Origin of the sequence: Affinirhizobium straminoryzae, assembly GCF_007004135.1 — a bacterium.
GTDB classification, from domain to species: Bacteria; Pseudomonadota; Alphaproteobacteria; order Rhizobiales; family Rhizobiaceae; genus Neorhizobium; species Neorhizobium straminoryzae.
On the sequence record NZ_VJMG01000078.1, the window covers coordinates 71,455 to 93,301 of the forward strand.

Consider the following 21,847-nt stretch of genomic DNA (forward strand, 5'->3'; position numbering starts at 1 on the left):
CACAGTTCTGCATCCACCGGTGTGAGATGCGATCGATCCCAGCGGAAAAAATTCATCAAACACGTTCAAAAAATCCGATTTCGTGAAACGGCTGTCACAGAAGGCGGCCACACTCACGCTCCATTGTGGGAGAGCGGGCCGAATGATCGCGAAGCTGAAAAGGCGTCAGCAACGTTACTGCACGGGAAGTCGGGCAAATTGCCATTTTGCTTTCCTTCTTCTTGCGGTCAACTTTATTCTGCTTGCTGTCTTTCTGCTGGATGCGCCGGTGTCGGCCTATGTCCGCCAGTCGCCGTCTTTCCTGAAGCCGATCAGCAATGCCATCACGGATTTCGGCACCTCTGGCTGGATTCTGCTGGCCAGCTCTGTCCTGTTTTTCGAAGCTCTCACCAGCGCACGGCTGGCGCGCCACTGCAAGGCCCGCTTCGAGGCCTTGTTCATCGGGCACGTGGCGGCCTATGTCTTTCTCTCCATTGCTCTTTCCGGCCTGCTTGCCAACCTTGCCAAGCGGCTGATCGGCCGGGCCCGCCCGCTGTTCCAGACGGATGGTAGCGTTCTGGACCTCTCGCCGCTGCACGGCAGCTACCGGTTCGAAAGCTTCCCTTCCGGTCATGCCACCACGATCGGCGCCATCATGATGGCCGTGGCGCTGATGGCGCCGCGCTATCGGGTTCCCTGCCTGGTGCTGGCGCTCTGGCTCGGCTTTTCCCGCGTCATCATCGGCGCGCATTTCCCGAGCGACGTGATGGCAGGCCTGCTGTTCGGCGCCTGGTTTTCCGTCTTCATGGCCAGCCAGTTCGCCCGCCACGGCCTGCTGTTCGATGTGCCTGCCGAAGGCCTGCCCCGCCTGATGCGCCGGCTTCCCTTCCGTCGCCTGCCGCGGCGGGCCGGCTGGCGCTGGCCGGGAGCGATCACCCTTCCGAGCCCCGTGCGGCTTTTGCGGATCGGCTGATCCGGTTGCATCTTCCCCGGACAAACTCCAAGGCCTGTGCCCGGATGAAGGCGTGTCAGGACGTGGCCTGGTCGAGAGCCTGGGGCTGTGAGACCGCATCCATGCCGATGGTGCAGAACAGGATCTCGCGGGCGCGATTCTCATCCTGGCGCTGCACGGCCGCCCGCAGGGCCTGCAGGCTTTCCGGCAGGTCGTTCTGGGCTGCGGCCCGCGCATTGGCGCGCATGATTTTCGGATGCTGGGTCGCAAGCGCATTGGCGATATCGTAGAACAGCTCCTCGCACTTCTTCTCGCCCGGCCGGCTGCCGGTGACGCGGATCTCGATGCCATTCGGGTTGCCGGCGTCACGCACTGTGAAGCCGGCAAGACGGATCATGTTTTCCGCGAGGTCGCCAATACGCACTGGCTCACCCATGTCGAGGAGGAAGATGTCGCCGCCTTCCGACAGTGCGCTCGACTGCACGATCAGTTCAACGGCCTCCGGGATCGACATGAAATAACGCTGCATGTCCGGATCGGTCACCGTCACCGGGCCGCCCTGGGCGATCTGCTGCTTGAAGAGCGGCACTACCGAGCCGTTCGAACCCAGCACATTGCCGAAGCGCACCGCGCAGAACCGCTGGCCGCGGCCAGACGCTTCTGCCGTCACCGCCATATGCCGCATGATCAGCTCGGCCCAGCGCTTCGTGGCACCCATCACATTGGTCGGGCGGACGGCCTTGTCGGACGAGATCAGCACGAAATGGCCGACACCGGTCTCAAGCGCCACCCTCATCACGGTCTGCGTCCCGAACACGTTGTTCTCGATGCCTTCCAGCACATTGGCCTCCACCAGCGGCACGTGCTTGTGGGCTGCGGCATGGTAAAGCACTTCGACGCCATGCGTCTCGATGGCTGCCCGGATGCGGGCCTCATGCGTGATGGAGCCGAGAACGGGCACGACCTCGCACCGTGCCTGCGCGGCAAGCTCCCTGTCGATCTGGTAGAGAGCGAACTCGTTGGCTTCGAACAGCACCAGCTTCCTGGGCTGCCATTGCACGATCAGCCGGCACAGTTCGGAGCCAATGGAGCCGCCGGCCCCGGTGACCATGATGACCCGGTCCTTCAGCATGCCTGCGATGAGGGCGCGATCTGGCGGCACGAAGGAACGGCCGAGCAGCTCGTCGATGCGGATCTCGCGGATCTGGTTGGCAAGATAGCGGCCATCGACCAGGTCGGTAATGTCGGGCACGGTGCGGATCTTCACCCCGAGCCCGCTCAGTCGACCGATCACGCTGCGGCGCCGATCGGCGGGCAGGGTGGAAAGCGACAGGATGATTTCCTGGATGCCGTAGAGCCGGATCAGCCTTGGCAACTGGTTCGGATCATAGACCCGGTAACCGCCGACATCGCGACCGTGATGGGTCGGATCCTCGTCGAGGAAGCCGACGATGAAACGGTTGCTGGTTCCCCTCAGCGCGGCGGCGAGCTGCACCGAGGAGGTGCTGGCACCGTAAATGAAGATCGGCTGATCCTCCCGTCGCATGCCCGTTCCGTGACTGAGGATGATCTTGGCGGAAAAGCGCGAGCCGCCGATCAGCGCCGAACCGATCGCGAAATAGAAGAAGGGGATCGAGCGCGGCACGATATCGCGCCCCGCCATTTCCAGCACGAAGACCAGCATCACCCACAGGATCGTCGCAAGGCCCATGGCGCGCACGATGGTCCACATGGCGCTGTCGGGCAGGTAGCGGATCACCGCACGGTAGAGACCGAGACGGATGAAGACCGGGATGGCCACGGCCGGTGCCATCACCGCAAGAGCAATGCGTTCGAACGTGAGTTCGGGCATCCAGTCGGCGTAGCGCAACGCGTAGCTCGCCCATAGCGCAAGCAGCAGTGTCATCACGTCGAAGCCGACCAGCAGGATCCGCTTCCAGAGACGTGGTGTCGTTTCCATCACGTGGCGGAGCAGGCCCGTCATCATGGTGCAGGCACCGCCGCCCGACACTGGAAGGGACCGAACCCGTTCTCTCCACCCACATGCGATCTCATCGAGGTGTCCTTGCGTGTGTCACGGTCCGCTGAAGCCCTGTGGCCAGAGAATAGGGCGGGAGCCAGTCGAGACGAGCCTTGGTCTGGCCTATATCCACCTGAAGACTGCTAAGCAAGCGATCGCTCATGCTTCGTTTGCCTGCAAGGGTTGCGATCGTCCGCAACAAGGAAACGGGTACGGGCAGCGCCAGGGCGCGCCGCCCCTGCAGTGTTGCCAGCCGGGCGAACAGCTCGCGCGTGGAGACATCCTCGTCATCGCTCACCATCAGGATCTCGCCTGCCGCCGCCGGATGGCCTGCGGCACGGACCAGAAGATCGCAGAGCGTTTCGACATAGACCAGCGAGCGACGGTTGTCCAAGGCGCCGAAGGGGCAGGGCAGGCCGCTGCCGGCCCAGCGCATCAGCAGGCTGAAATTGGCGCCGACGCCCGCACCATAGACGAGCGGAGGGCGCACCACAGTCAACTCCATGCCGCTTTGTGCGGCGAGCGCGACGAGGGCAGCTTCCGCGTCTGCCTTGGAGCGGCCGTAGGCATCCTGCGGGGCAGGGGGATCGGTCGGCGTGAAGGGGCGGCCGGGCTCGGTGTGTTCCCCGTTCACCTTGATCGAGCTGAGGAAGACGAAACGGCGGATGCCGGCATGGGCGGCCTGATGCGCAAGGGCGAGCGTACCCTCGACGTTGACGGCGCGAAAGGCAGCCTCGGCATCGGCGGCTGTTTCCCTCAGCACATGGGCGCGGCCGGCAAGATGGATGACGGTGTCCACACCCGCAAGCGCCGGGCCCCAGTCCGTCCCGGCCGACAGGGGACCGGTCGTGATGCAGCCCGGGGCAGAGCGCCGGCTTGCGGCGCGGAAGTCCATCTGGCGTTCCCGCAGGATACGGCAGAGATGCCCGCCGACAAAACCGGTGGCACCGGTCACCAGGATCATCGGCGCTCTCCGACGGGCGGGCGACCGAGCAGCCGACGATAGGCGCCAAGGCTCGCCGGCTGATCGTCCGGAAGGCCGGCGCCGGCGACCAGAGCACCGGTTGCGGCCAGAGCATAGACGCAGACCACGATCACCCAGCCGATAACGCCGTGGCCTGCCAGGAGGGCAAGCGGCAGCAGCACAAGCATATTGAGGCCGGCCGCCGCGAGCGTCACGGGCCGTGCGCCACCGAACCGGCGCGACAGGCGCTGATAGGCATGCGAACGGTGGCCTTCGGTCAGTTGCTCGCGGCGGAGGAACCGCACGATAAGCGTCACCGTCGCATCCGCCGCAAACACCACTGCCAGCAGCAGCCATTGCGGCAGGCTCACCCAGCCCGCGGCCAGGCTTGCCATGGCGATCGCGGCAATCGAGAAGCCGAGAAACAGGCTGCCGGCATCGCCCATGAAGATCCGGGCCGGCGGAAGATTGAAGGCGAGGAAGCCGAGTGTCGCGGCCGCGAGGGCCGCCATGTACCACCACAGCCAGCTTTGGCCGGCGCCGTCCGTCGTCAGCAGGGCGATTGTCATGGCCGAGGCCATCATCGCCGCCGCCTGCTGGCCGGCAATGCCATCTATGCCGTCCATGAAATTGAAGAGGTTGATCCACCAGACGCCGCCGACCAGCAGGAGCACGGCCAGCAGGGCCGCCGCGACGGTTCCTGCTTCGCCGGCAAGCGCGGCTGCGCCGCCCGTCGCCCAGATCGCGGCAGCCACCAACAGCGCCTGCGCCGGCAGGCGTATCCGTGGCGACAGAGGCCAGCGGTCATCGATGAGGCCGATCGCCGCCATGGCCAGACCGCAGAACAGAAGGGTGGAGGCCGGCTGCAGGGCGTGATCGGTGCCCTTCAGCAGCAGAAGGCCGGCCGCGGTCGTCCCCGCCACGATGCCGGTTCCGCCGCCGGTGGGCGTCGGTCGCACATGTGAGGAGCGCGCGCCTGGCACCTGGACAAGACCAAGCTGGCCTGCCTTGCGGATCAGCAGGAGAACGACGCATGCGCTGAGGGTGATGGCGAGGATAATGCTTGCAAGGCTGAGCGCGTTCATGCCGCTCTGTCCTGTCGCGGACCGGTTGCAGCGCTTGCGGATGTCGCAGTCCCGTCCTCCAGGGTTTTCATGGATTCTCCCTGCTCTTGGCGCGGATTTTCCGGACGATGCCGCACCGCTTCGGCCGCCGGACCGCTTGACTCGTTCGTGAAATCTTCTAAGGAGTTGGCACGAAGGGAAGCAAGAATGTATCGCGCCGACATGCACATCGCCGATTCATTTGGTCCGGCACCTGTTGCCGGAGCGCAGCTTCTCGCATGCGCATCCTCCAAAACCAAGGCCAAAACGACGACGAAAACCGTCTGACGTCTCTGGCCTACCGCTCTCTCCCCGGTTCGGCCGGGGACAAGGAACAGCACGCGCGCTGCGTCGTGGTTCCCCTCCCAGACCCGAGGAGAGAAGAGAAAGAGAGCAGTGAAATGGGTTTCAAGATTGCAGTTGTGGGCGCGACCGGAAATGTCGGCCGGGAAATGCTGAACATCCTGTCGGAACGCGGTTTTCCGGCCGATGAAGTGGTGGCGCTGGCGTCCGCCCGCAGCCAGGGCACGGAAGTCTCCTTCGGCGACAAGACGCTGAAGGTGTCCAACCTCGAGCACTATGATTTCTCCGATACCGATATCTGCCTGATGTCGGCCGGCGGCACCATTTCCCAGAAGTGGTCGCCGAAGATCGGTGCGCAGGGCTGCGTCGTCATCGACAACTCGTCCGCCTGGCGCTACGATTCCGAGGTGCCGCTGATCGTTCCGGAAGTGAATGCCGATGCTGTCACCGGCTTTTCCAAGAAGAACATCATCGCCAACCCGAATTGCTCGACCGCCCAGCTCGTCGTGGCGCTGAAGCCGCTGCATGATTTTGCCAAGATCAAGCGCGTCGTCGTCTCCACCTACCAGTCGGTCTCCGGCGCCGGCAAGGAAGGCATGGACGAACTGTTCTCGCAGACGCGCGCCGTCTTCGTCGCCGATCCGGTCGAATCCAAGAAGTTCACCAAGCGCATCGCCTTCAACGTGATCCCGCACATCGATAGCTTCATGGAAGACGGCTATACCAAGGAAGAGTGGAAGGTGCTGGCCGAAACCAAGAAGATGCTGGATCCGAAGATCAAGGTTACCTGCACGGCCGTGCGCGTGCCGGTCTTCATCGGCCATTCGGAATCGGTCAATATCGAGTTCGAGAACGAGATCACCGCCGATCAGGCCCGCGACATCCTGCGTGAGGCTCCCGGTTGCCTCGTTGTCGACAAGCGGGAAAACGGCGGCTACGTGACCCCGGTCGAATGCGCCGGCGAGGATGCCACCTACATCTCGCGCATCCGCGAGGATGCGACCGTCGAGAACGGCCTCAACATGTGGGTCGTCTCCGACAACCTGCGCAAGGGTGCCGCGCTGAACGCCGTGCAGATTGCCGAGCTTCTCGTCAATCGCGGCCTCATCAAGCCGCGCAAGCAGGCTGCCTGAGCCTTCACACGGTGAGGGTGACGGCCTCGGGGCCCGCCCCGGATGTCTTCGGCCCGACAGTCGAAAGTGGCTGTCGGGCGCTTTCCGCGAGGAATGATTGCCTCCCTCCCTCACCTTCACGATATTTTCAGGTTTCACGATATTGTCGCAGGCGGCGGCGCGACCCATAACGCCGTCACGACATCGGGATCGGCGGCAGGGGCTGTGCGACCCGACGCAAGCGAGGTAGGCATGACGAAGATTTTGCGGGCGGCAGCCCTGGTTCTGGCGATGGCAACGGGTGCCACCGCGGCCGAGGCCGCCACATGTGGCAATGACAGCACCGGTTTCGAGGCCTGGGTGCAGTCCTTCAAGGGCGAGGCGGTGCGTCAGGGCATCTCCTCCTCGGTGCTCGACAAGGCCTTCGCCAATGTCGTCTATAACCGCCCGACGATCCGTGCCGACCGTGGCCAGAAGAGCTTCAAGCTGTCGTTCGACGAGTTTCTGAAGAAGCGTGGCGCCACCACCATCATTGCTCGCGGCAAGACGATGAAATCGGCCAACGCCGCCCTGTTTGCCTCCATCGAGCGGCGCTTCGGCGTCCCTGCCGGTCCGATTCTGGCGATCTGGGGCATGGAAACCGGCTTTGGCAGCTACATGGGCGACCAGCACACGCTGTCGGCCGTCGCGACGCTCGCCTATGACTGCCGCCGCTCGCAGTATTTCACCGAACAACTCTATGCCGCCCTTCAGCTCGTCGCGCGCGGGGACCTGAGCACGGATGCCCGCGGTGCCGCGCATGGCGAGATCGGCCAGACGCAGTTCCTGCCGCTCAACGTGATCCGCTACGGTGCCGATGGCGATGGGGATGGCCATATCGACATGGTGCGCTCGCGCGCCGATGCGCTGGCCTCCACGGCGAATTTCCTCGTCGGCCATGGCTGGAAGCCGGGTCTTGGCTATCAGGAAGGCGAGCCGAATTTCGTTGCCATCCAGGGCTGGAATGCCGCCACCGTCTACCAGCAGGCGATCGCCTATATGGGCGCTCAAATCGACGGTCGCTGACCACACGGGTGTCCAGGCAGGCCTTCAACGAGGGCCTGCCACAGCGGGCCTCAGGCCGACAGAGCCGGCTCGGCAATCTCGGGGCGTATGAAATCCCCGGTCTTGGCGTCCATCACCCAGAGTTCGCCGGTCGAGATGTCGAACCAGGCGCCATGCAGGCGCATGCTGCCGCGCTCTTCCAGGATGCGCACGCAAGGGAAGGTGCGAAGATTGGCGATCGAGTTGCGGATCGAGACCCTCTCCAGCGCCGTCTGGCGTTCGGCCTGGGTCATGATGGCGGTGCTCGGGATCTGCTCGGCGGTCGAGCGCAGCATGCCCATCCACTTGCCGATGAAGTCGCCCGGCGACAGGGGTTCGTCCAGCGGATCGAGCGCCGTCTGGATGCCGCCGCAGCGGCCATGGCCCATCACCACGATGTCGCGGATCTTCAAGGCCTGTACCGCATATTCGAGTGCTGCCGAGGTGGCGTGGAACTGGCCGTCCGGCTCGTAGGGCGGAACAAGGTTTGCCACGTTGCGCACCACGAAGAGTTCGCCCGGTCCGCAATTGAAGATGGTTTCCGGTGCCGCACGGGAATCGCAGCAGGCAATCATCATCGTGTGCGGCTGCTGGCCGGTTTCGGCTAGCATGCGGTAGCGCTCGCGCTCCTCCAGATAGCGCCCGCTCATGAAATCGCGGTAGCCGAGGAGGAGAGAAGCTGGAAATTCCGTCATGCGCGTTGTGTCCTTCGGCCGAGCCTGTTCTCCCCGCTTAAACCGGTGAAGGCCATGGCTCAACCCTTTTCGTGTGCGGTGCAGGCATCGCGCCTTGCCGCATGGCACGGAAACGCCAATCCTTGCGCGCTTCCGCGAACCTTTGCTCTCAACGCTTGCGCCCGCGCGAGGGATGCATCAGGTGGCGCATCTGCACCATGGCCATCGGCGTCGAGAGGCTGGATGCGTCCGTCTCCAGCGTCAACTCGTCGCCGCCGCGCTTGGCGGTGCGGGCCAGCACTTCATAGACGCTGGCGGTCGCCAGCTGCAGCGCCTTCTCCTCCTCCAGGCCGGAGAGAAGGCGCGCCAGGAAGACGGCCGACAGCAGGTCGCCAAGCCCGTTTGGCGGGTTGTCGATCAACCGGTGTTCGGCGAGCAGCGCATGGCTGCCGGTGAGATAGAGATTGCCGGTGCCGCCCGCCATCATCGGCACGGCCGAGGTGACCAGCATGCGCGGAGGCCCGAGCGAGAGCGCCGCATCCATCACCGCCGCATTGCTGTCCAGGCTGGCGCCCGACAGCCAGGCCAGTTCGTAGCGGTTGGGGGTCGCAAGCGAGGCGAGCGGGATCAGATGGTCGCGGATTGCCTCTGCGGTCGCTTCCGGCACGTAGAGGCCGCCCTTGTCGCCCATCACGGGATCGCAGACATAGAGGAGATCCGGATTCTTCTCCTTCAGCGCGGCAACCAGCCGTGCCACCTGGGCCGGCTGCGAGGCATGGCCGAAATAGCCGGTCAGCACCGCCTTCACCTCGCCGAGCCAGGGCGCGCGGATCAGGTCGTCGATGACCGCCTCGAACTCAGCCTCCGGAATGACGACGCGGGTCGAGGGGCCATGGCCCGGATGCCAGGGCAGGATCACGGTTGGCAGCGCCCAGACGGGCAGGCCGAGCGTCTCCAGCGCGAAGACGGCGGCCCGGTTGCCCACGGAGCCACGCACCACATGGCTCGAAATCACGATGACGGCACTGCCTTCGGACATAAAACACCCCTGTTTTGCCGCTGTTGATCGATTTTTCACGGCTCCATGTCAATAAATCTCATGAAAATGCGCCAAACTGTGTCTGAGAACTGCCATAAAGCAGGTCGAGATGGTTGTTCAGACAAAAACAGCACAACGGGAGGAAAGCATGCCGGGCAAGAAGAATCCGAAGCGGGAGAAACAGATCGAGCTGGCAAGGGCAGCGCTGCCGGAAGGGGGCGGGTTGGCGCTCGATCCGGAGATCCTGTTCGGCCGGGCGAGCCCCGATGACATCCTTGCCTACACGCCAGAGATGCTCGTCGCCTCCGCCCTGCATGCGGGGCGGGAACTGGAAGCCTGGGCGGGCGATGCCCCCCGCATCACGATCGTGCCCGTCGAAGGCGTGGCGCCGAATGGCGTTGCCGTTTCGGTACTGACGGTCATCGACCGCGACATGCCCTTCCTTTTCGATTCGATCATGGGCGAGGTGACGGCCTCCCATCGCGACATCACGCTCGCCGTCCATCCCATTCTCGACGTGCAGGCCGGACGCCGCCCCAGCCTCTATTCGCATGAGCGCAGCGATGCCGGCAGCCGGCATGTCAGCTTTGTCCAGATTCACCTGAACCCCCTCGGCGAAGAGCAGGCCGGTGCGCTGATCGAGCGGCTGCGCCAGGTGCTCGACCGGGTGCATTCGGCGATCAGCGACTGGCGCCCGATGCTGGACCTTCTGGATGCCGCCGTCTCCGAACTGCCCGCCAATGGCGGCGGCCGCCGCAAGGGAGACCGCGAGGAGGCCGTCTCCTTCCTCACCTGGCTGCGCAACGGCAACTTCATCTTCCTCGGCATGCGCGAATATGTCTATTCGGGGGAGGGAGCCGGCGCCACCGTGGAGCGCGGCAAGGGCCGCGGCCTCGGCATTCTCTCCGATCCCGATGTGCTGGTGCTCCGCCAGGGCAAGGACCAGGTGACGACGACGCCGGAAATCCTGCAGTTCCTGCAGGGGCCGGATCTTCTGATCGTCACCAAGGCCAATGTGAAATCCGTCGTCCATCGCCGCGCCTACATGGATTATGTCGGCGTCAAGCGTTTCGATGCCGACGGCCGGGTGACCGGCGAGTTGCGCATCGTCGGTCTGTTCACCGCCACGGCCTATACCCATTCCGTGACGGAAATTCCGCTGCTGCGGGCCAAGGTCGAGCGCGTCGAGGATCATTTCGGCTTCGATCCCGTCAGCCATTCGGGCCGCATGCTGCGCAACACGCTGGAATCCTATCCGCGTGATGATCTGTTCCAGATCGATGCGGAGCTTCTGGCGCGCTATTGCGAGCAGATCATGGAGCTGGCCGAGCGGCCGCGCGTGCGGGCGCTCGCCCGCATCGACCATTTCGACCGCTTCGTCTCCATCCTCGTCTACGTGCCCCGCGAAAACTACAATTCGGCGGTCCGCGAAAAGATCGGCGCCTATCTGGCCGCCACGTTCCAGGGCCATGTCTCTGCCTATTATCCGGCCTTCCCGGAGGGCGGCACGGCGCGGGTGCACTTCATCATCGGCCGGCGCGACGGCAAGACGCCGCGTATCGCCCAGCCGAAGCTCGAAGAGGCAATCCGCGAGATCGCGACCCCCTGGCAGGATCGCTTCGCCGGCCTTGCCGGCCCCGACAGCCCGGCGCTCGACACCAGCTTCGCCTTCCAGGAGGCGTTTTCACCGGAAGAGACGCTTGCCGACCTGCCCGACATTCTCGCCTGCACCCGTGGCGAGCCGATCCGGATCTCGCTCTATGAGCGCCAGGACGAGGCGCGGCGCATCCTTGCGCTGAAGATCTTCCATGCTGGCGGCCATCTGGCATTGTCGCGCCGCGTGCCGCTTCTCGAAAATCTGGGCTTCCAGGTGGTCAGCGAACGGACCTTCGATCTGGGGCTGGCGGGAACCGGCACCCGCGTCGTGCTGCACGACATGGAACTGGAGCTTCCGGAGGGCCGCGCGGTCGATTTGGAGCGGGAGGCGCCGCTGCTGGAGGAAGCCTTCCTCGCCGCTTTCGCCGGTGCCGTCGACAATGACAGTTTCAACCGGCTGGTGCTCCTGACCGGGCTGTCCGTGCGCGAGGTCACCGTGCTGCGCGCCTATGCCCGCTATCTGCGCCAGACGGGCATCGTCTATTCGCAGGCCCATATCGCCGATACGCTTTCCCGCTATCCGGACATCAGCCGCCGCCTGTTTGCCCTGTTCCGCGACGGTTTCGATCCCGCGCTTGGCGAGCGCCAGCGCGAGCGCAAGCTGTCTGACCATCACGAGGCGATCGAGACGGCGCTTGCCGCCGTTCCGAACCTCGATGACGACCGGACGCTCCGCCGCTTCGTCAACGCCATCGATTCCACGCTGCGCACCAACTATTTCCAGACCGGTGCCGATGGAAAGCCGAAGCCGGTCCTGGCCTTCAAGCTCGATCCCAAGCTGCTCGACGGCCTGCCGCAGCCGCGCCCCTTCCGCGAGATCTTCGTCTACGGCACGGAAGTGGAAGGCGTGCACCTGCGCTTCGGCAAGGTGGCGCGCGGCGGTCTGCGCTGGTCGGATCGCGGCGAGGATTACCGCACCGAGGTGCTCGGTCTCGTCAAGGCGCAGCAGGTGAAGAACGCCGTCATCGTGCCGGTCGGCGCCAAGGGCGGCTTTTTCCCGAAGAAGCTGCCGTCGCCTGCCCAGCGCGATGCCTTTTTCAACGCCGGCAAGGAGGCCTACAAGACCTTCATCCGCACGCTGCTGTCGATCACCGACAACATTTCCGGCGGCGAGGTCGTCGGCCCTGCCGATACGCTGCGGCTGGATGGCGACGATCCCTATTTCGTGGTCGCCGCCGACAAGGGTACCGCGACCTTCTCCGATACCGCCAACGGGCTTGCGCAGGAGGCCGGCTTCTGGCTGGACGATGCGTTTGCCTCCGGCGGTTCGGCCGGCTATGACCACAAGAAGATGGGCATCACTGCCCGCGGCGCCTGGGAAGCGGTCAAGCGTCATTTCCGCGAAATGAACGTCGATATCCAGGCAACGCCGTTCACGGTGGCGGGCGTCGGCGACATGTCCGGCGACGTGTTCGGCAACGGTATGCTGTTGTCGCGCCACATCCGCCTGATCGCCGCCTTCGACCATCGCGACATCTTCATCGACCCGAACCCGGACGTGAAGAAGAGCTTTGCCGAGCGCAACCGCATGTTCAAGCTGCCGCGCTCCAGCTGGCAGGATTATGACCGCGCGGTGATGTCCGAGGGCGGCATGATCATCGCCCGCTCGGAGAAATCCGTGAAGCTGACGCCGCAGGCGAAGGCGGCGATCGGCCTCGACAAGGATGTCGCAACCCCCTTCGAGATCATGACGGCGATCCTGAAGAGCCCGGTCGATCTCCTGTGGTTCGGCGGCATCGGCACCTATATCAAGGCCCAGTCGGAAACCGATGCGGAAGTAGGCGACCGCGCCAATGACCCGATCCGCGTCACCGCCTCCGAGGTGCAGGCGAAGGTGATCGGCGAGGGCGCCAATCTCGGCGTCACGCAGAAGGGCCGCATCGCCTATGCGCTGGGGGGCGGCCGCATCAATTCCGATGCGATCGACAATTCGGCGGGCGTCAACTCCTCCGACGTCGAGGTCAACATCAAGATTGCGCTGAGCCCCGCCATGCAGGACGGGCGTCTGCCGCGCGACAAGCGCAACAAGCTGCTGGTCTCGATGACCGAGGAGGTGGGCAACCTCGTGCTGCGCAACAACTACCTGCAGACGCTGGCGATTTCGCTGACGACGCGGCGGGGAAGCCGCAACCGCGAGGAACTGGCCCGGCTGATGTCGGCGCTGGAGGCGCGCGGCGAGCTGAACCGCAAGGTCGAAACCCTGCCGGACGATGCGGAACTGGCCGATCGCTATGCGGCCGGCAAGCCGCTGACGCGGCCGGAAGTGGGGGTGTTGCTCTCCTATGCCAAGATCGTGCTGTTCGATGCGCTGGCGGCAAGCGATCTGCCGGATGATCCCTATTTCGGCGCGGTGCTGAGCGGCTACTTCCCCCGCCAGATGCAGAAGCCCTATGCGGTCGATATCGCGCATCATCGCCTGCACCGGGAAATCATCGCCACCGTTCTCGCCAACGAGGTGATCAACCGCGGCGGTCCGGGCTTTGCCCAGATGCTGAGCGATATCAGCGGACGCAGCCCGGTGGAGGTGGTCAAGGCCGCCTTCATCGCTCGCGATGCCTATGACCTGCCAAAACTCTGGGCGGCGGTCGACGGGCTGGACGGCCAGCTGGACGGCGAGACGCAGAACGATCTCTACGAACAGATCGGCGAGATCTTCGTCGGCGCCACCATCTTCATCCTGCAGACGGGGTTGACCGCCGGTCCGGTGGAGGCGGCGGTGGCTCGCATCCGCACCGGCATCCGCAGCCTGCGCGGCGCCATCTCCAAGACCTCGCCGCGGGCAGAAAACCTCTCGGACGAGCTGCCGGAGGAATTGACGGAAGAGCTGAACATCCTGCCCAATCTGGTTCTGGTGCCAGAAATCATGCTGATCTCGGAGCGCAGCGGCGCGCCGCTCTCGCGGGCGACGGAAGTCTATTTCCATGCGACCGATACCTTCCGCGTCAACCGCTTCCTGGAGGCGGGCGAACGTTTCAATACGGCGGATCACTATGAGAACCTTGCCCTCATCCGCAGCCTGCAGCAGATCGCGGCGGCGCGCCGCGACATCGTGACGGTTGCGCTCTCCACCCACGGCAAGGATCGCAAGCCGCTAGAGGCCTGGCTTGCCAGCGACCGGCTGCGGCTCAACCGCATCAGCAGCGAACTGCTGGCGCTCAGCGAAAGCGGCGATACCTCGCTGGCGCGCATGATCGTGGCGGCAAGCCTGTTCAACGACCTTGCCCAGAGCGGCCATCGGTGATCCAATGCCTCCCCGAGGTTCAAGGGGAGGCGCGCCGTGACGAAGACGGAAACTGGGACGGCGCCGCGCGCGCCCTCTCGCGGGATCTGGGGCTGGATGCTGTTCGACTGGGCAGCCCAGCCCTTTTTCACGGTGGTCACCACCTTCGTCTTCGGACCCTATTTCGTCGCACGACTGACGGCCGATCCCGTCTCGGCCCAGGCCATGTGGAGCAACATGGCGACGATCTCCTCCATCGTGATTGCCATCCTGTCGCCGGTGCTCGGCGCGATTGCCGATCAGTCCGGGCCACGCAAGCCGTGGATCGCGTTTTTCGCGGTGATCAAGATCGCATCGCTGTCCATGCTCTGGTTCGCGGCACCCGGCTCGCCGCTCATCTGGCCGGTCACCTTCATGATCCTCGCCTCGATCGCGGCGGAATTTTCCGTGGTTTTCAACGATTCGATGATGCCGCGGCTGGTGCCGGCAAGCGAGGTGGGCCGGATTTCCAACACTGCCTGGGGCCTCGGCTATCTCGGCGGCATGCTGGTGCTGATCTTCGTCGTCGGCTTCCTCGCTGCCGACCCCGCTTCGGGGAAAACGCTGCTTGGGCTTCCCGCATTGTTCGGGCTCGATCCGAAAACCGGCGAGGATGCCCGCATCACCGGGCCGCTCTCGGCGCTCTGGTATCTTGTCTTCATCCTGCCGATGTTCGCCTTCACCCCGGATGCAAGGCGCGGCGAGCCGATGGGCCCCGCCATCCGCTCCGGCCTGCGGGAATTGCGCGGCACCTTTGCCGATCTTCTCGGCCGGCGCCGGCTGATCCTGCGCTTCCTGATTGCCCGCATGCTTTATCAGGATGGCGTCAACGGGCTGCTCATCCTCGGCGGCGCCTTCGCGGCCGGCATGTTCGGCTGGGTCACGCTGGAAATCGGCCTGTTTGGCATCCTGCTCAATGTCGTCGCCATCGTCAGCTGCCTGGTGGCCGGGCGTCTCGACCGGCTGTTCGGTTCCAAGGTGGTGGTGATCGCAAGCCTTATCCTGCTTCTTGCCGCAACGATCGGCATCATCTCAACCGGGCCCGGCTATGTCTTCTTCGGGCTGGTGCCGCTCTCCGGCGTCGATGCCGGCGGCCTGTTCGGCACAGTGGCGGAAAAGGTCTATCTCGGCTTCGGCCTCTTGATCGGCATGGCCTTCGGGCCGGTGCAAGCCTCTTCCCGCTCCTTCCTCTCCCGCAGCGTCCATCCGGACGAGGCCGGCCGCTATTTCGGGATCTATGCGCTGTCCGGCCGTGCCACCAGCTTCATGGCGACACTCTCGTTTTCGCTCGTCACCTATGCCAGCGGCTCCTCGCGGCTCGGCATGGCGACGCTCATCGTCTTTCTGGCGGCCGGCTTCCTGCTGCTGCTGAGAACGCCCTATCCGGCGGGCGAGGGTGCGCGCTGAGAATTCTGGTGTGTTCCCAGGGCGGGGCTGCGGGCGGGACGGAAAACCCCTCTGGCTGCCGCCCTCTCCCCCACAAGGGGGGAGATACTTTGCGGCACCCGCCCTGGCTGCGATCGGCTTCGGCGGGTCGGCTGGGTTAAAGCCCTCCCCCTTGTGGGGAGGGTTGGGAGGGGTCTTTATCTGGACGACGTCGGGGTGATGGGCTGCACTCCCTTCCTCAATGGCGGAAGTGGCGCATACCGGTGAAGACCATGGCGACGCCGTGTTCGTCGGCGGCGGCAATCACCTCCTCGTCGCGCATCGAGCCGCCCGGCTGGATCACGGCTTTGGCGCCGGCGGCAATCATCGACAGCAGGCCGTCGGCAAAGGGCAGGAAGGCTTCGGAGGCAACGGCCGAGCCCCTGGTCATCGGTTCGGCCCAGCCCATGGCCTTTGCTGCTTCTTCGGCCTTCAGGCCAGCGATGCGGGCGGAATCGACGCGGCTCATCTGGCCGGCGCCGATGGCGGCCGTCTGGCCGTCCTTGGCATAGACCACCGCATTCGACTTGACATGTTTCGCCACCTTGTAGGCGAACTTCATGTCGATCAGTTCCTGCTCGGTCGGGGCGCGCTTCGTGACGACCCGGAGGTCGAGATCTTCCACCATCGCGTTGTCGCGGGTCTGCACCAGAAGGCCGCCGGAAACGGTCTTGGCAGTGAAGCCGCGCGAGCGCGGGTCGGGCAGGCCACCGGTCACCAGCAGGCGAAGGTTCTTCTTGGCGGCAATGATCGCCTGCGCCTCGTCGGTGACGTCAGGTGCGATGATGACCTCGGTGAAGATCTTGACGATTTCCGTCGCGGTTTCCGCGTCGAGCAGCGTGTTCAGCGCCACGATGCCGCCGAAGGCCGAAACGCTGTCGCAGGCGAGCGCCCGCTTGTAGGCATCCGTCAGGCTCGTGCCAATCGCCACGCCGCAGGGGTTGGCATGCTTGATGATGGCGCAGGCCGGCGCGTTTTCCGGGAAGAATTCGCTGACCAGTTCGAAGGCGGCATCGGTATCGTTGATGTTGTTGTAGGAGAGCTGCTTGCCCTGCAGCAGTCTGGCCGTGGCAACGCCCGGACGCTTCTCGCCGGTCAGGTAGAAGCCGGCTGCCTGGTGCGGGTTCTCGCCATAGCGCATTTCCTGCGACAGCGCGCCGCCGAGCGTACGGTAGCGCGGGATCTCGATGTCGAGCGCCTCGGTGAACCAGTTGGAAATCATCGCGTCATAGGCGGCGGTGCGGGCATAGGCGCGTGCCGCAAGCTTCTGGCGGAAGGCGTAAGCCGTCTGGCCGTCATTGCTGGCCAGCGTCTGGATCAGCTGCGGATAATCCTGCGGATCGACGACCACGGTGACATAGGCGTGGTTCTTGGCTGCGGCGCGGATCATGGCGGGGCCGCCGATATCGATGTTTTCCACCGTCGTCGGATAGTCGCCGCCCGCGGCGCGCACTTCCTCGAAGGGATAGAGGTTGATGACGGCGAGATCGATCGCGCCGATCTTGTGCTCTTCCATCGCCTTCACATGCTCCGCATCGTCACGGATGGCGAGCAGGCCGCCATGCACGCCGGGATGCAGCGTCTTCACCCGGCCATCCATGATTTCCGGAAATCCGGTGACGTCGGAGACGTCGGTGACGGGAAGGCCTGCATCGCGGATCGCCTTGAAGGTGCCGCCGGTGGAGAGCAGGCGCACGCCGTGCTCGCTGAGCGCCTTTGCCAGTTCCACAATGCCGGTCTTGTCAGAAACCGAGAGAAGGGCGGTGCGGATTTTTACCTGGTCGGGGGCGGGGATCATTTTCGAGACGACGGCCATCGGGATACTCCGTGCTGGTGCGCGCCCCTCGGACAGCGATCGGGCGCCTTCATGGCTCGCGCGTTAGCACAGCTTGGCGCCGGAGGAAACGGGCTGCCGGCGCCAGAGGCCGCTCAATGCTGCTGCTTCAGCATCCAGCGCAGGTCTGCGGTTTCCGGCAGGGAGAAGGCGATCACCAGCTGGCGACTTGCCCGCATGCCGGAGACATCGGCGAAGAAGACGTCTTCCTCGATCTCCACCCGCTGGCCGGGGGCGGAAAACAGCCAGGTGTCGCCGCCGGGCGTTGCCATGGCGATCAGATCGTCGTGGATGCGCTTCAGGGCCACATTGGGATGGATGTGGAAGCGGGCGGTGCCCGCCACCCTTCGGCCGGGCCTTGGCTTGCCGCCCTCGTCCGGCATGAAGAAATGATCGTGCCCCTTGATCTTGTCGCCCTTGGCCGACAGCCCGATCTCGCGCTGGTGGACATAGCCGAAGGCCTCCACATAGCCGTCATGGCTCGCCTTCAGCCAGTCATTGCCATAGGCATCCTCCCAGCGGGTCGATGTCACTTCATCGATGCCGGAGGCCATCAGCGGGCCAAGGAAGGTCGATTGCAGGATGCGCTGCGAGGAGGTTTCGCCCAGCGTGACGGTGGAATGGGTGGCGGTGGCGCGTGACAGAAGCCGGAGTTTCGCATCGGCGAATTTCGGGGCGCCGGCATTCACGATGAAGCGGCTGCGGCCGGCTGACATCTCGAAGGACAGGCAGCCCGCATGGGCACCGGCCGACAGATCCGCCGAGTGCGGCGTGCCGGTATCGACGAGGATCGTCGTCTCGCCGGCGGTCAGGCGATGGTACTGGCTGTGCGGCAGCGCCTTGAAGGGCTTGCCCGCCGTCTCGTCATAGCGCAGCACCGACATGAGTTCCGTGGCCGGCGTAGCGGTTGCGCCGTTGAACAGGGCGAGATCGCCGTCCTGGTGACGGAAGAAACGCAGCGCCGGATAGATGCGGTCGATCGCCGGGATGAGCCTTGCCGGTACGTCATGGCCGAGATTGATATAGGTCTGGCGCAGCGGCAGAAGATCGAGCAGCAGTTCCAGCATGCTGCGCGGATTGCGCGACACATGCCCGCCATCGGCGAGGATCTGCCGCTCCAGTTCCAGATCGAGATTGACGCCTTCGCGGCGGATCAGCTTGTCGCTGGAAGGCATGGCGAGCGAGGCCATGGCGAGCGCGATGCGGATGCGCAACCGCGTTTCCCCCTCCGGCAGCGTGGAAAAGACCTTGCGCAGATAAAGCCGCTGCACCGCCAGGCTCTTCATGAAGCGGCGATAGAAATGGCCTTCGGCGCCCTGCAGCATCACCGGCGAATGGGACAGCCAGGCGATCATGCGCTCGGCAGCCACATGCGGCTGCCAGGCGGTGCCGGACAGCCGTTTCTGGTGGTGATTCATCCAGGATATGGCGATCAGGCGGGCTCGCGCCCTGGCTTCCACACTGCGCAGCGCCCGCATGTGACGTAGCCAGGCGAAAGAATGCAGCCTTTCTGCGAAGGCACGCGAAGGTGCTGGCACGAGAAAGGGGGATTCGCCCTCTGTCTCCAGCAACTTGCCGGCCAGCGGAAAGCGCCCCGCGAGAATTTCCTCGGCAATGAAGGGGTCTATGGCCCGCAGGTCCGTCGGTGCCACGATCAGCCGCTCCGGAACATCGAGGCCAAGGCGGCAGCGCTGCATGGCAAGCGTCGTCATCCGGCGACCCAGACGACGGCGCGCCTCGGTCATCCCCAACGCAAGATGTCTGCGGCGCTCGGCGAACAGCATGACCAATACCGGAAATCCCTGATGGACCCCTCCCGCACCCGGGCAGCGGGCACGATCCATTCCTGTGCCCGACTGTGGTCGTTTATGGTGAAGAAAGTCTTACCGCCGACGCAGCCTGCAGGCGAAAAAGCCATCCATGCCGCCCGCATAGCCCTCGCCTGGCGCAATCATGGCCGGCGTGGTGCGGAAATCGCCGGCGGGTGAGATCGCCTCTTCCAGCCCCGGCCAGTCCTCGCGGCGCACGGCCACGCGCTCCACGCCCGGATTGTCCCGGAGAAGCGCCGCCACCAGATCCTCGCCTTCCAGCGGGTCGAGCGAGCAGTTGGAAAAGACGACGAGGCCACCCGGCTTCACCAGCGTCAGCGCGTGGCGCAGCATGCGCGCCTGCAACTCCGCCAGCTTCTCGATGTCCTTCATGCTCTTGGTCCACAGCACGTCCGGGTGCCGGCGCGTGGTGCCGGTGGAAGAACAGGGCGCATCGAGCAGCACGCCGTCCAGCAGTTCGTCGGGCTTGTAGGCGAAGAGATCGATGTTCAGCACCTCCGCCGACAGCGAGAGACGTGCGAGGTTCTCCTTCAGCCGCTCGGCCCGGTTGGCGGATTGCTCGATGGCGATCACCTCGGCGCCAAGCGCGGCCAGCTGTGCGGTCTTGCCGCCGGGCGCGGCGCAGAGATCGGCAATGCGCTTGCCGGCAAGCGGGCCGAACAGGCGCGCGGGCAGGCTGGCGGCCGCATCCTGCACCCACCAGACCCCTTCGGAAAAGCCGGGAAGGGCCGCAACGCTGCCCTCGAAGGCGGCAAGCCGCAGGCTTCCCGTCGGCAGAAGCCTGGCGTTCAGCCGCTCGGCCCAAAGCGCGGGCTCGGCCTTGACCGTGAGGTCGATCGGTGCCGGCGTCAGCTGCGCCTCGGCGATCCGCCGCGCCTCCGCCTCGCCATAGGCCTTCACCAGCCGTGCATGGAACCAGCCCGGCACCGGCAGAATGGTGTGGCTTGCGGCGAGAATCGCGTCGCGCTCGCGCACCATGCGCCGCAGCAGCGCGTTCACCAGCTTGGCAAAGCGGCGGTTGCGCGGATCGCGATTGGCCTGCTCGACGGCAAGGTCGACGGCGGCATGCGAGGGCACGTCGAGATAGAGGATCTGCGCGGCGGCGGTGGTCAGAACGTGCTGCAGCGCGCGCGCGCCTTCCGGCAGCGGCTTGTCCAGCATCAGGGACAGGCTCTTTTCGATGCGCGGCAGGTGGCGGAGCGTGGTGTTGAGGATGGCGCGCACCAGGGCGCGGTCAGCATCGCTCAGCGCCTTGTAGGCCGGGTTGCCGTGCACGGCATCGAGCATGCCGTCGAGCGGCGTCTTCTTGTCGATGACGGCGGCAAGGATCTTGGCGGCGGCCATGCGCACGTCGAGGCCGGGCTTGTCGGGCGCCGCTGCCTGTTTCGGGGCGGACGTGCCGGCCGGTTTCGACGGGCGTTTTTCAGGCTTGCGTGTCTTCGGGGACGTGTCGTCTGCGGTCAAGACCAGGGACCCTTGCGCGGTTCATCGGGGCGACGCACCGGACCGGTGGTCGGCACGGAACGCGATTTGCGCGTGGGTCTATCAGTCCAGGCACCGCGCGTCGAGGCAGCGGCACCGAAATCGGCCGCGCGGGTGTCCATAGAGGCGGGGCCTGCCTGGCCATAACCGCCGGAGCCGCCTGCAAAGCCCTCGGCCGCCATGGCCTGAAGCGCGGCGATGCGGTTTCCGGTGTCCGGATGGGTAGAGAACAGATTGTCCATCCGCTCGCCGGACAGGGGATTGATGATGAACATGTGGGCGGTTGCCGGATTGCGCTCGGCCTCGTTGTTGGGGATGACATGTGCAGCGCCCGCGATCTTGGCGAGCGCCGAGGCGAGCCAGAGCGGATTGCCGCAGATTTCCGCGCCGCGGCGGTCGGCGGAATATTCGCGCGTGCGGCTGATCGCCATCTGCACCAGCATCGCGGCAAAGGGCGCGACGATCATCGCCACCAGCACGCCGACGAAGCCGAGCGGATTGTTGTTCTCGCGGTTGCCGCCGAAGAAGAAGGCGAAATTGCCGAGCATGGAAATGGCGCCCGCCAGTGTGGCGGTGATCGTCATGGTCAGCGTGTCGCGGTTCTGGATATGCGCCAGTTCATGCGCCATCACGCCCGCCACCTCCTCGGGGCTCAGCTGTTCGAGCAGGCCGGTTGAGGCGGCGACTGCGGCATTTTCCGGATTGCGGCCCGTGGCGAAGGCATTCGGCTGCGGGTTCTGGTAGATGTAGACGCGCGGCATCGGCAGGCCGGCGCGGGCCGCGAGATCGCGGATCATGTGATAGAACTCCGGCGCGTTGTGCGCATCCACCTCCTGCGCGCCATAGGCGGACAGCACCATGCGGTCGGAATTCCAGTAGGAAAACAGGTTCATGCCGGCGGCGATCAGGAGGGCGATCATCATGCCGCCGCGCCCGCCGATCAGGAAGCCGACGCCCATGAACAATGCGGTCATGAAGGCCAGCAGCATGGCAGTGCGGATCATGTTCATCGTCACGTCTCCGGGCAAAATCGTCTGAGCGCTTCAAGCGCGCCGCCTTTTGCCGTAGGATGTGGTCATTCGGGACGCCATTTCAATATTGCGACCCAGCCAGACCGCTTTCGGCCAGACCGC

Annotated in this window: 14 protein-coding genes; 5 read left to right on the forward strand and 9 right to left on the reverse strand. The window is 65.0% G+C overall.

Annotated features, from left to right (window positions below; all coding sequences use genetic code 11):
- Positions 1–268 precede the first annotated feature (268 nt).
- Positions 269–952: a phosphatase PAP2 family protein gene (locus FNA46_RS22905; RefSeq protein ID WP_185969965.1), complete on the forward strand. Its 684-nt coding sequence runs from the start codon at positions 269–271 to the stop codon at positions 950–952.
- A 55-nt stretch (positions 953–1,007) separates the two neighbouring features.
- Here FNA46_RS22905 and FNA46_RS22910 read toward each other — a convergent pair whose 3' ends face one another.
- The 3 genes from FNA46_RS22910 to FNA46_RS22920 form a co-directional block, all read right to left on the reverse strand.
- Entirely contained in the window at positions 1,008–2,915 is a 1,908-nt protein-coding gene (locus FNA46_RS22910; protein ID WP_244618117.1) for a polysaccharide biosynthesis protein, read from the reverse strand.
- Positions 2,916–2,982: 67 nt separating this feature from the next.
- Complete coding sequence (locus FNA46_RS22915) at positions 2,983–3,915, reverse strand: NAD-dependent epimerase/dehydratase family protein (RefSeq protein WP_143127535.1); 933 nt, start codon at positions 3,913–3,915, stop codon at positions 2,983–2,985.
- On the reverse strand, positions 3,912–5,000 hold the full coding sequence (locus FNA46_RS22920) for an MraY family glycosyltransferase (RefSeq protein WP_143127536.1): 1,089 nt from the start codon (positions 4,998–5,000) through the stop codon (positions 3,912–3,914). The genes FNA46_RS22915 and FNA46_RS22920 overlap by 4 nt, the downstream gene beginning before the upstream one ends.
- Positions 5,001–5,419: 419 nt before the next feature.
- Here FNA46_RS22920 and FNA46_RS22925 point away from each other — a divergent pair, with 419 nt between their 5' ends.
- A complete protein-coding gene (locus tag FNA46_RS22925; protein WP_143127537.1) occupies positions 5,420–6,454 on the forward strand; it encodes an aspartate-semialdehyde dehydrogenase in 1,035 nt (344 codons plus the stop codon).
- A 231-nt stretch (positions 6,455–6,685) separates the two neighbouring features.
- Positions 6,686–7,498 (forward strand): lytic murein transglycosylase, encoded by an 813-nt coding sequence (locus tag FNA46_RS22930; RefSeq protein ID WP_143127538.1) that lies wholly within the window; start codon positions 6,686–6,688, stop codon positions 7,496–7,498.
- Positions 7,499–7,548: 50 nt separating this feature from the next.
- On the opposite strand, the gene FNA46_RS22935 is transcribed toward FNA46_RS22930, so the two are convergent.
- Together FNA46_RS22935 and pdxY are read right to left on the reverse strand one after the other, a co-directional pair.
- Positions 7,549–8,211 carry a carbonic anhydrase gene (locus FNA46_RS22935; protein WP_143127539.1) on the reverse strand — a complete coding sequence of 221 codons (663 nt, stop codon included), beginning with the start codon at positions 8,209–8,211 and terminating at the stop codon, positions 7,549–7,551.
- A gap of 148 nt (positions 8,212–8,359) precedes the next feature.
- The gene (pdxY, locus tag FNA46_RS22940; protein ID WP_143127540.1) at positions 8,360–9,229 is read right to left on the reverse strand and encodes a pyridoxal kinase PdxY; all 870 of its coding nucleotides are present in this window, start codon (positions 9,227–9,229) and stop codon (positions 8,360–8,362) included.
- 148 nt (positions 9,230–9,377) lie between these two features.
- Between pdxY and FNA46_RS22945 the strand changes: the two genes are divergently transcribed.
- Complete coding sequence (locus FNA46_RS22945; protein WP_143127541.1) at positions 9,378–14,126, forward strand: NAD-glutamate dehydrogenase; 4,749 nt, start codon at positions 9,378–9,380, stop codon at positions 14,124–14,126.
- 36 nt (positions 14,127–14,162) lie between these two features.
- On the forward strand, positions 14,163–15,551 hold the full coding sequence (locus FNA46_RS22950; RefSeq protein ID WP_425468799.1) for an MFS transporter: 1,389 nt from the start codon (positions 14,163–14,165) through the stop codon (positions 15,549–15,551).
- A 217-nt stretch (positions 15,552–15,768) separates the two neighbouring features.
- On the opposite strand, the gene purH is transcribed toward FNA46_RS22950, so the two are convergent.
- The 4 genes from purH to htpX form a co-directional block, all read right to left on the reverse strand.
- Positions 15,769–17,385 (reverse strand): bifunctional phosphoribosylaminoimidazolecarboxamide formyltransferase/IMP cyclohydrolase, encoded by a 1,617-nt coding sequence (gene purH / locus FNA46_RS22960; RefSeq protein ID WP_143127543.1) that lies wholly within the window; start codon positions 17,383–17,385, stop codon positions 15,769–15,771.
- A 113-nt stretch (positions 17,386–17,498) separates the two neighbouring features.
- Entirely contained in the window at positions 17,499–19,187 is a 1,689-nt protein-coding gene (locus tag FNA46_RS22965) for a heparinase II/III family protein (RefSeq protein WP_143127562.1), read from the reverse strand.
- Positions 19,188–19,286: 99 nt separating this feature from the next.
- The gene (locus FNA46_RS22970; RefSeq protein WP_425468800.1) at positions 19,287–20,702 is read right to left on the reverse strand and encodes an RsmB/NOP family class I SAM-dependent RNA methyltransferase; all 1,416 of its coding nucleotides are present in this window, start codon (positions 20,700–20,702) and stop codon (positions 19,287–19,289) included.
- On the reverse strand, positions 20,693–21,724 hold the full coding sequence (gene htpX, locus FNA46_RS22975) for a zinc metalloprotease HtpX (RefSeq protein ID WP_143127544.1): 1,032 nt from the start codon (positions 21,722–21,724) through the stop codon (positions 20,693–20,695). The genes FNA46_RS22970 and htpX overlap by 10 nt, the downstream gene beginning before the upstream one ends.
- Positions 21,725–21,847: the final 123 nt, after the last annotated feature.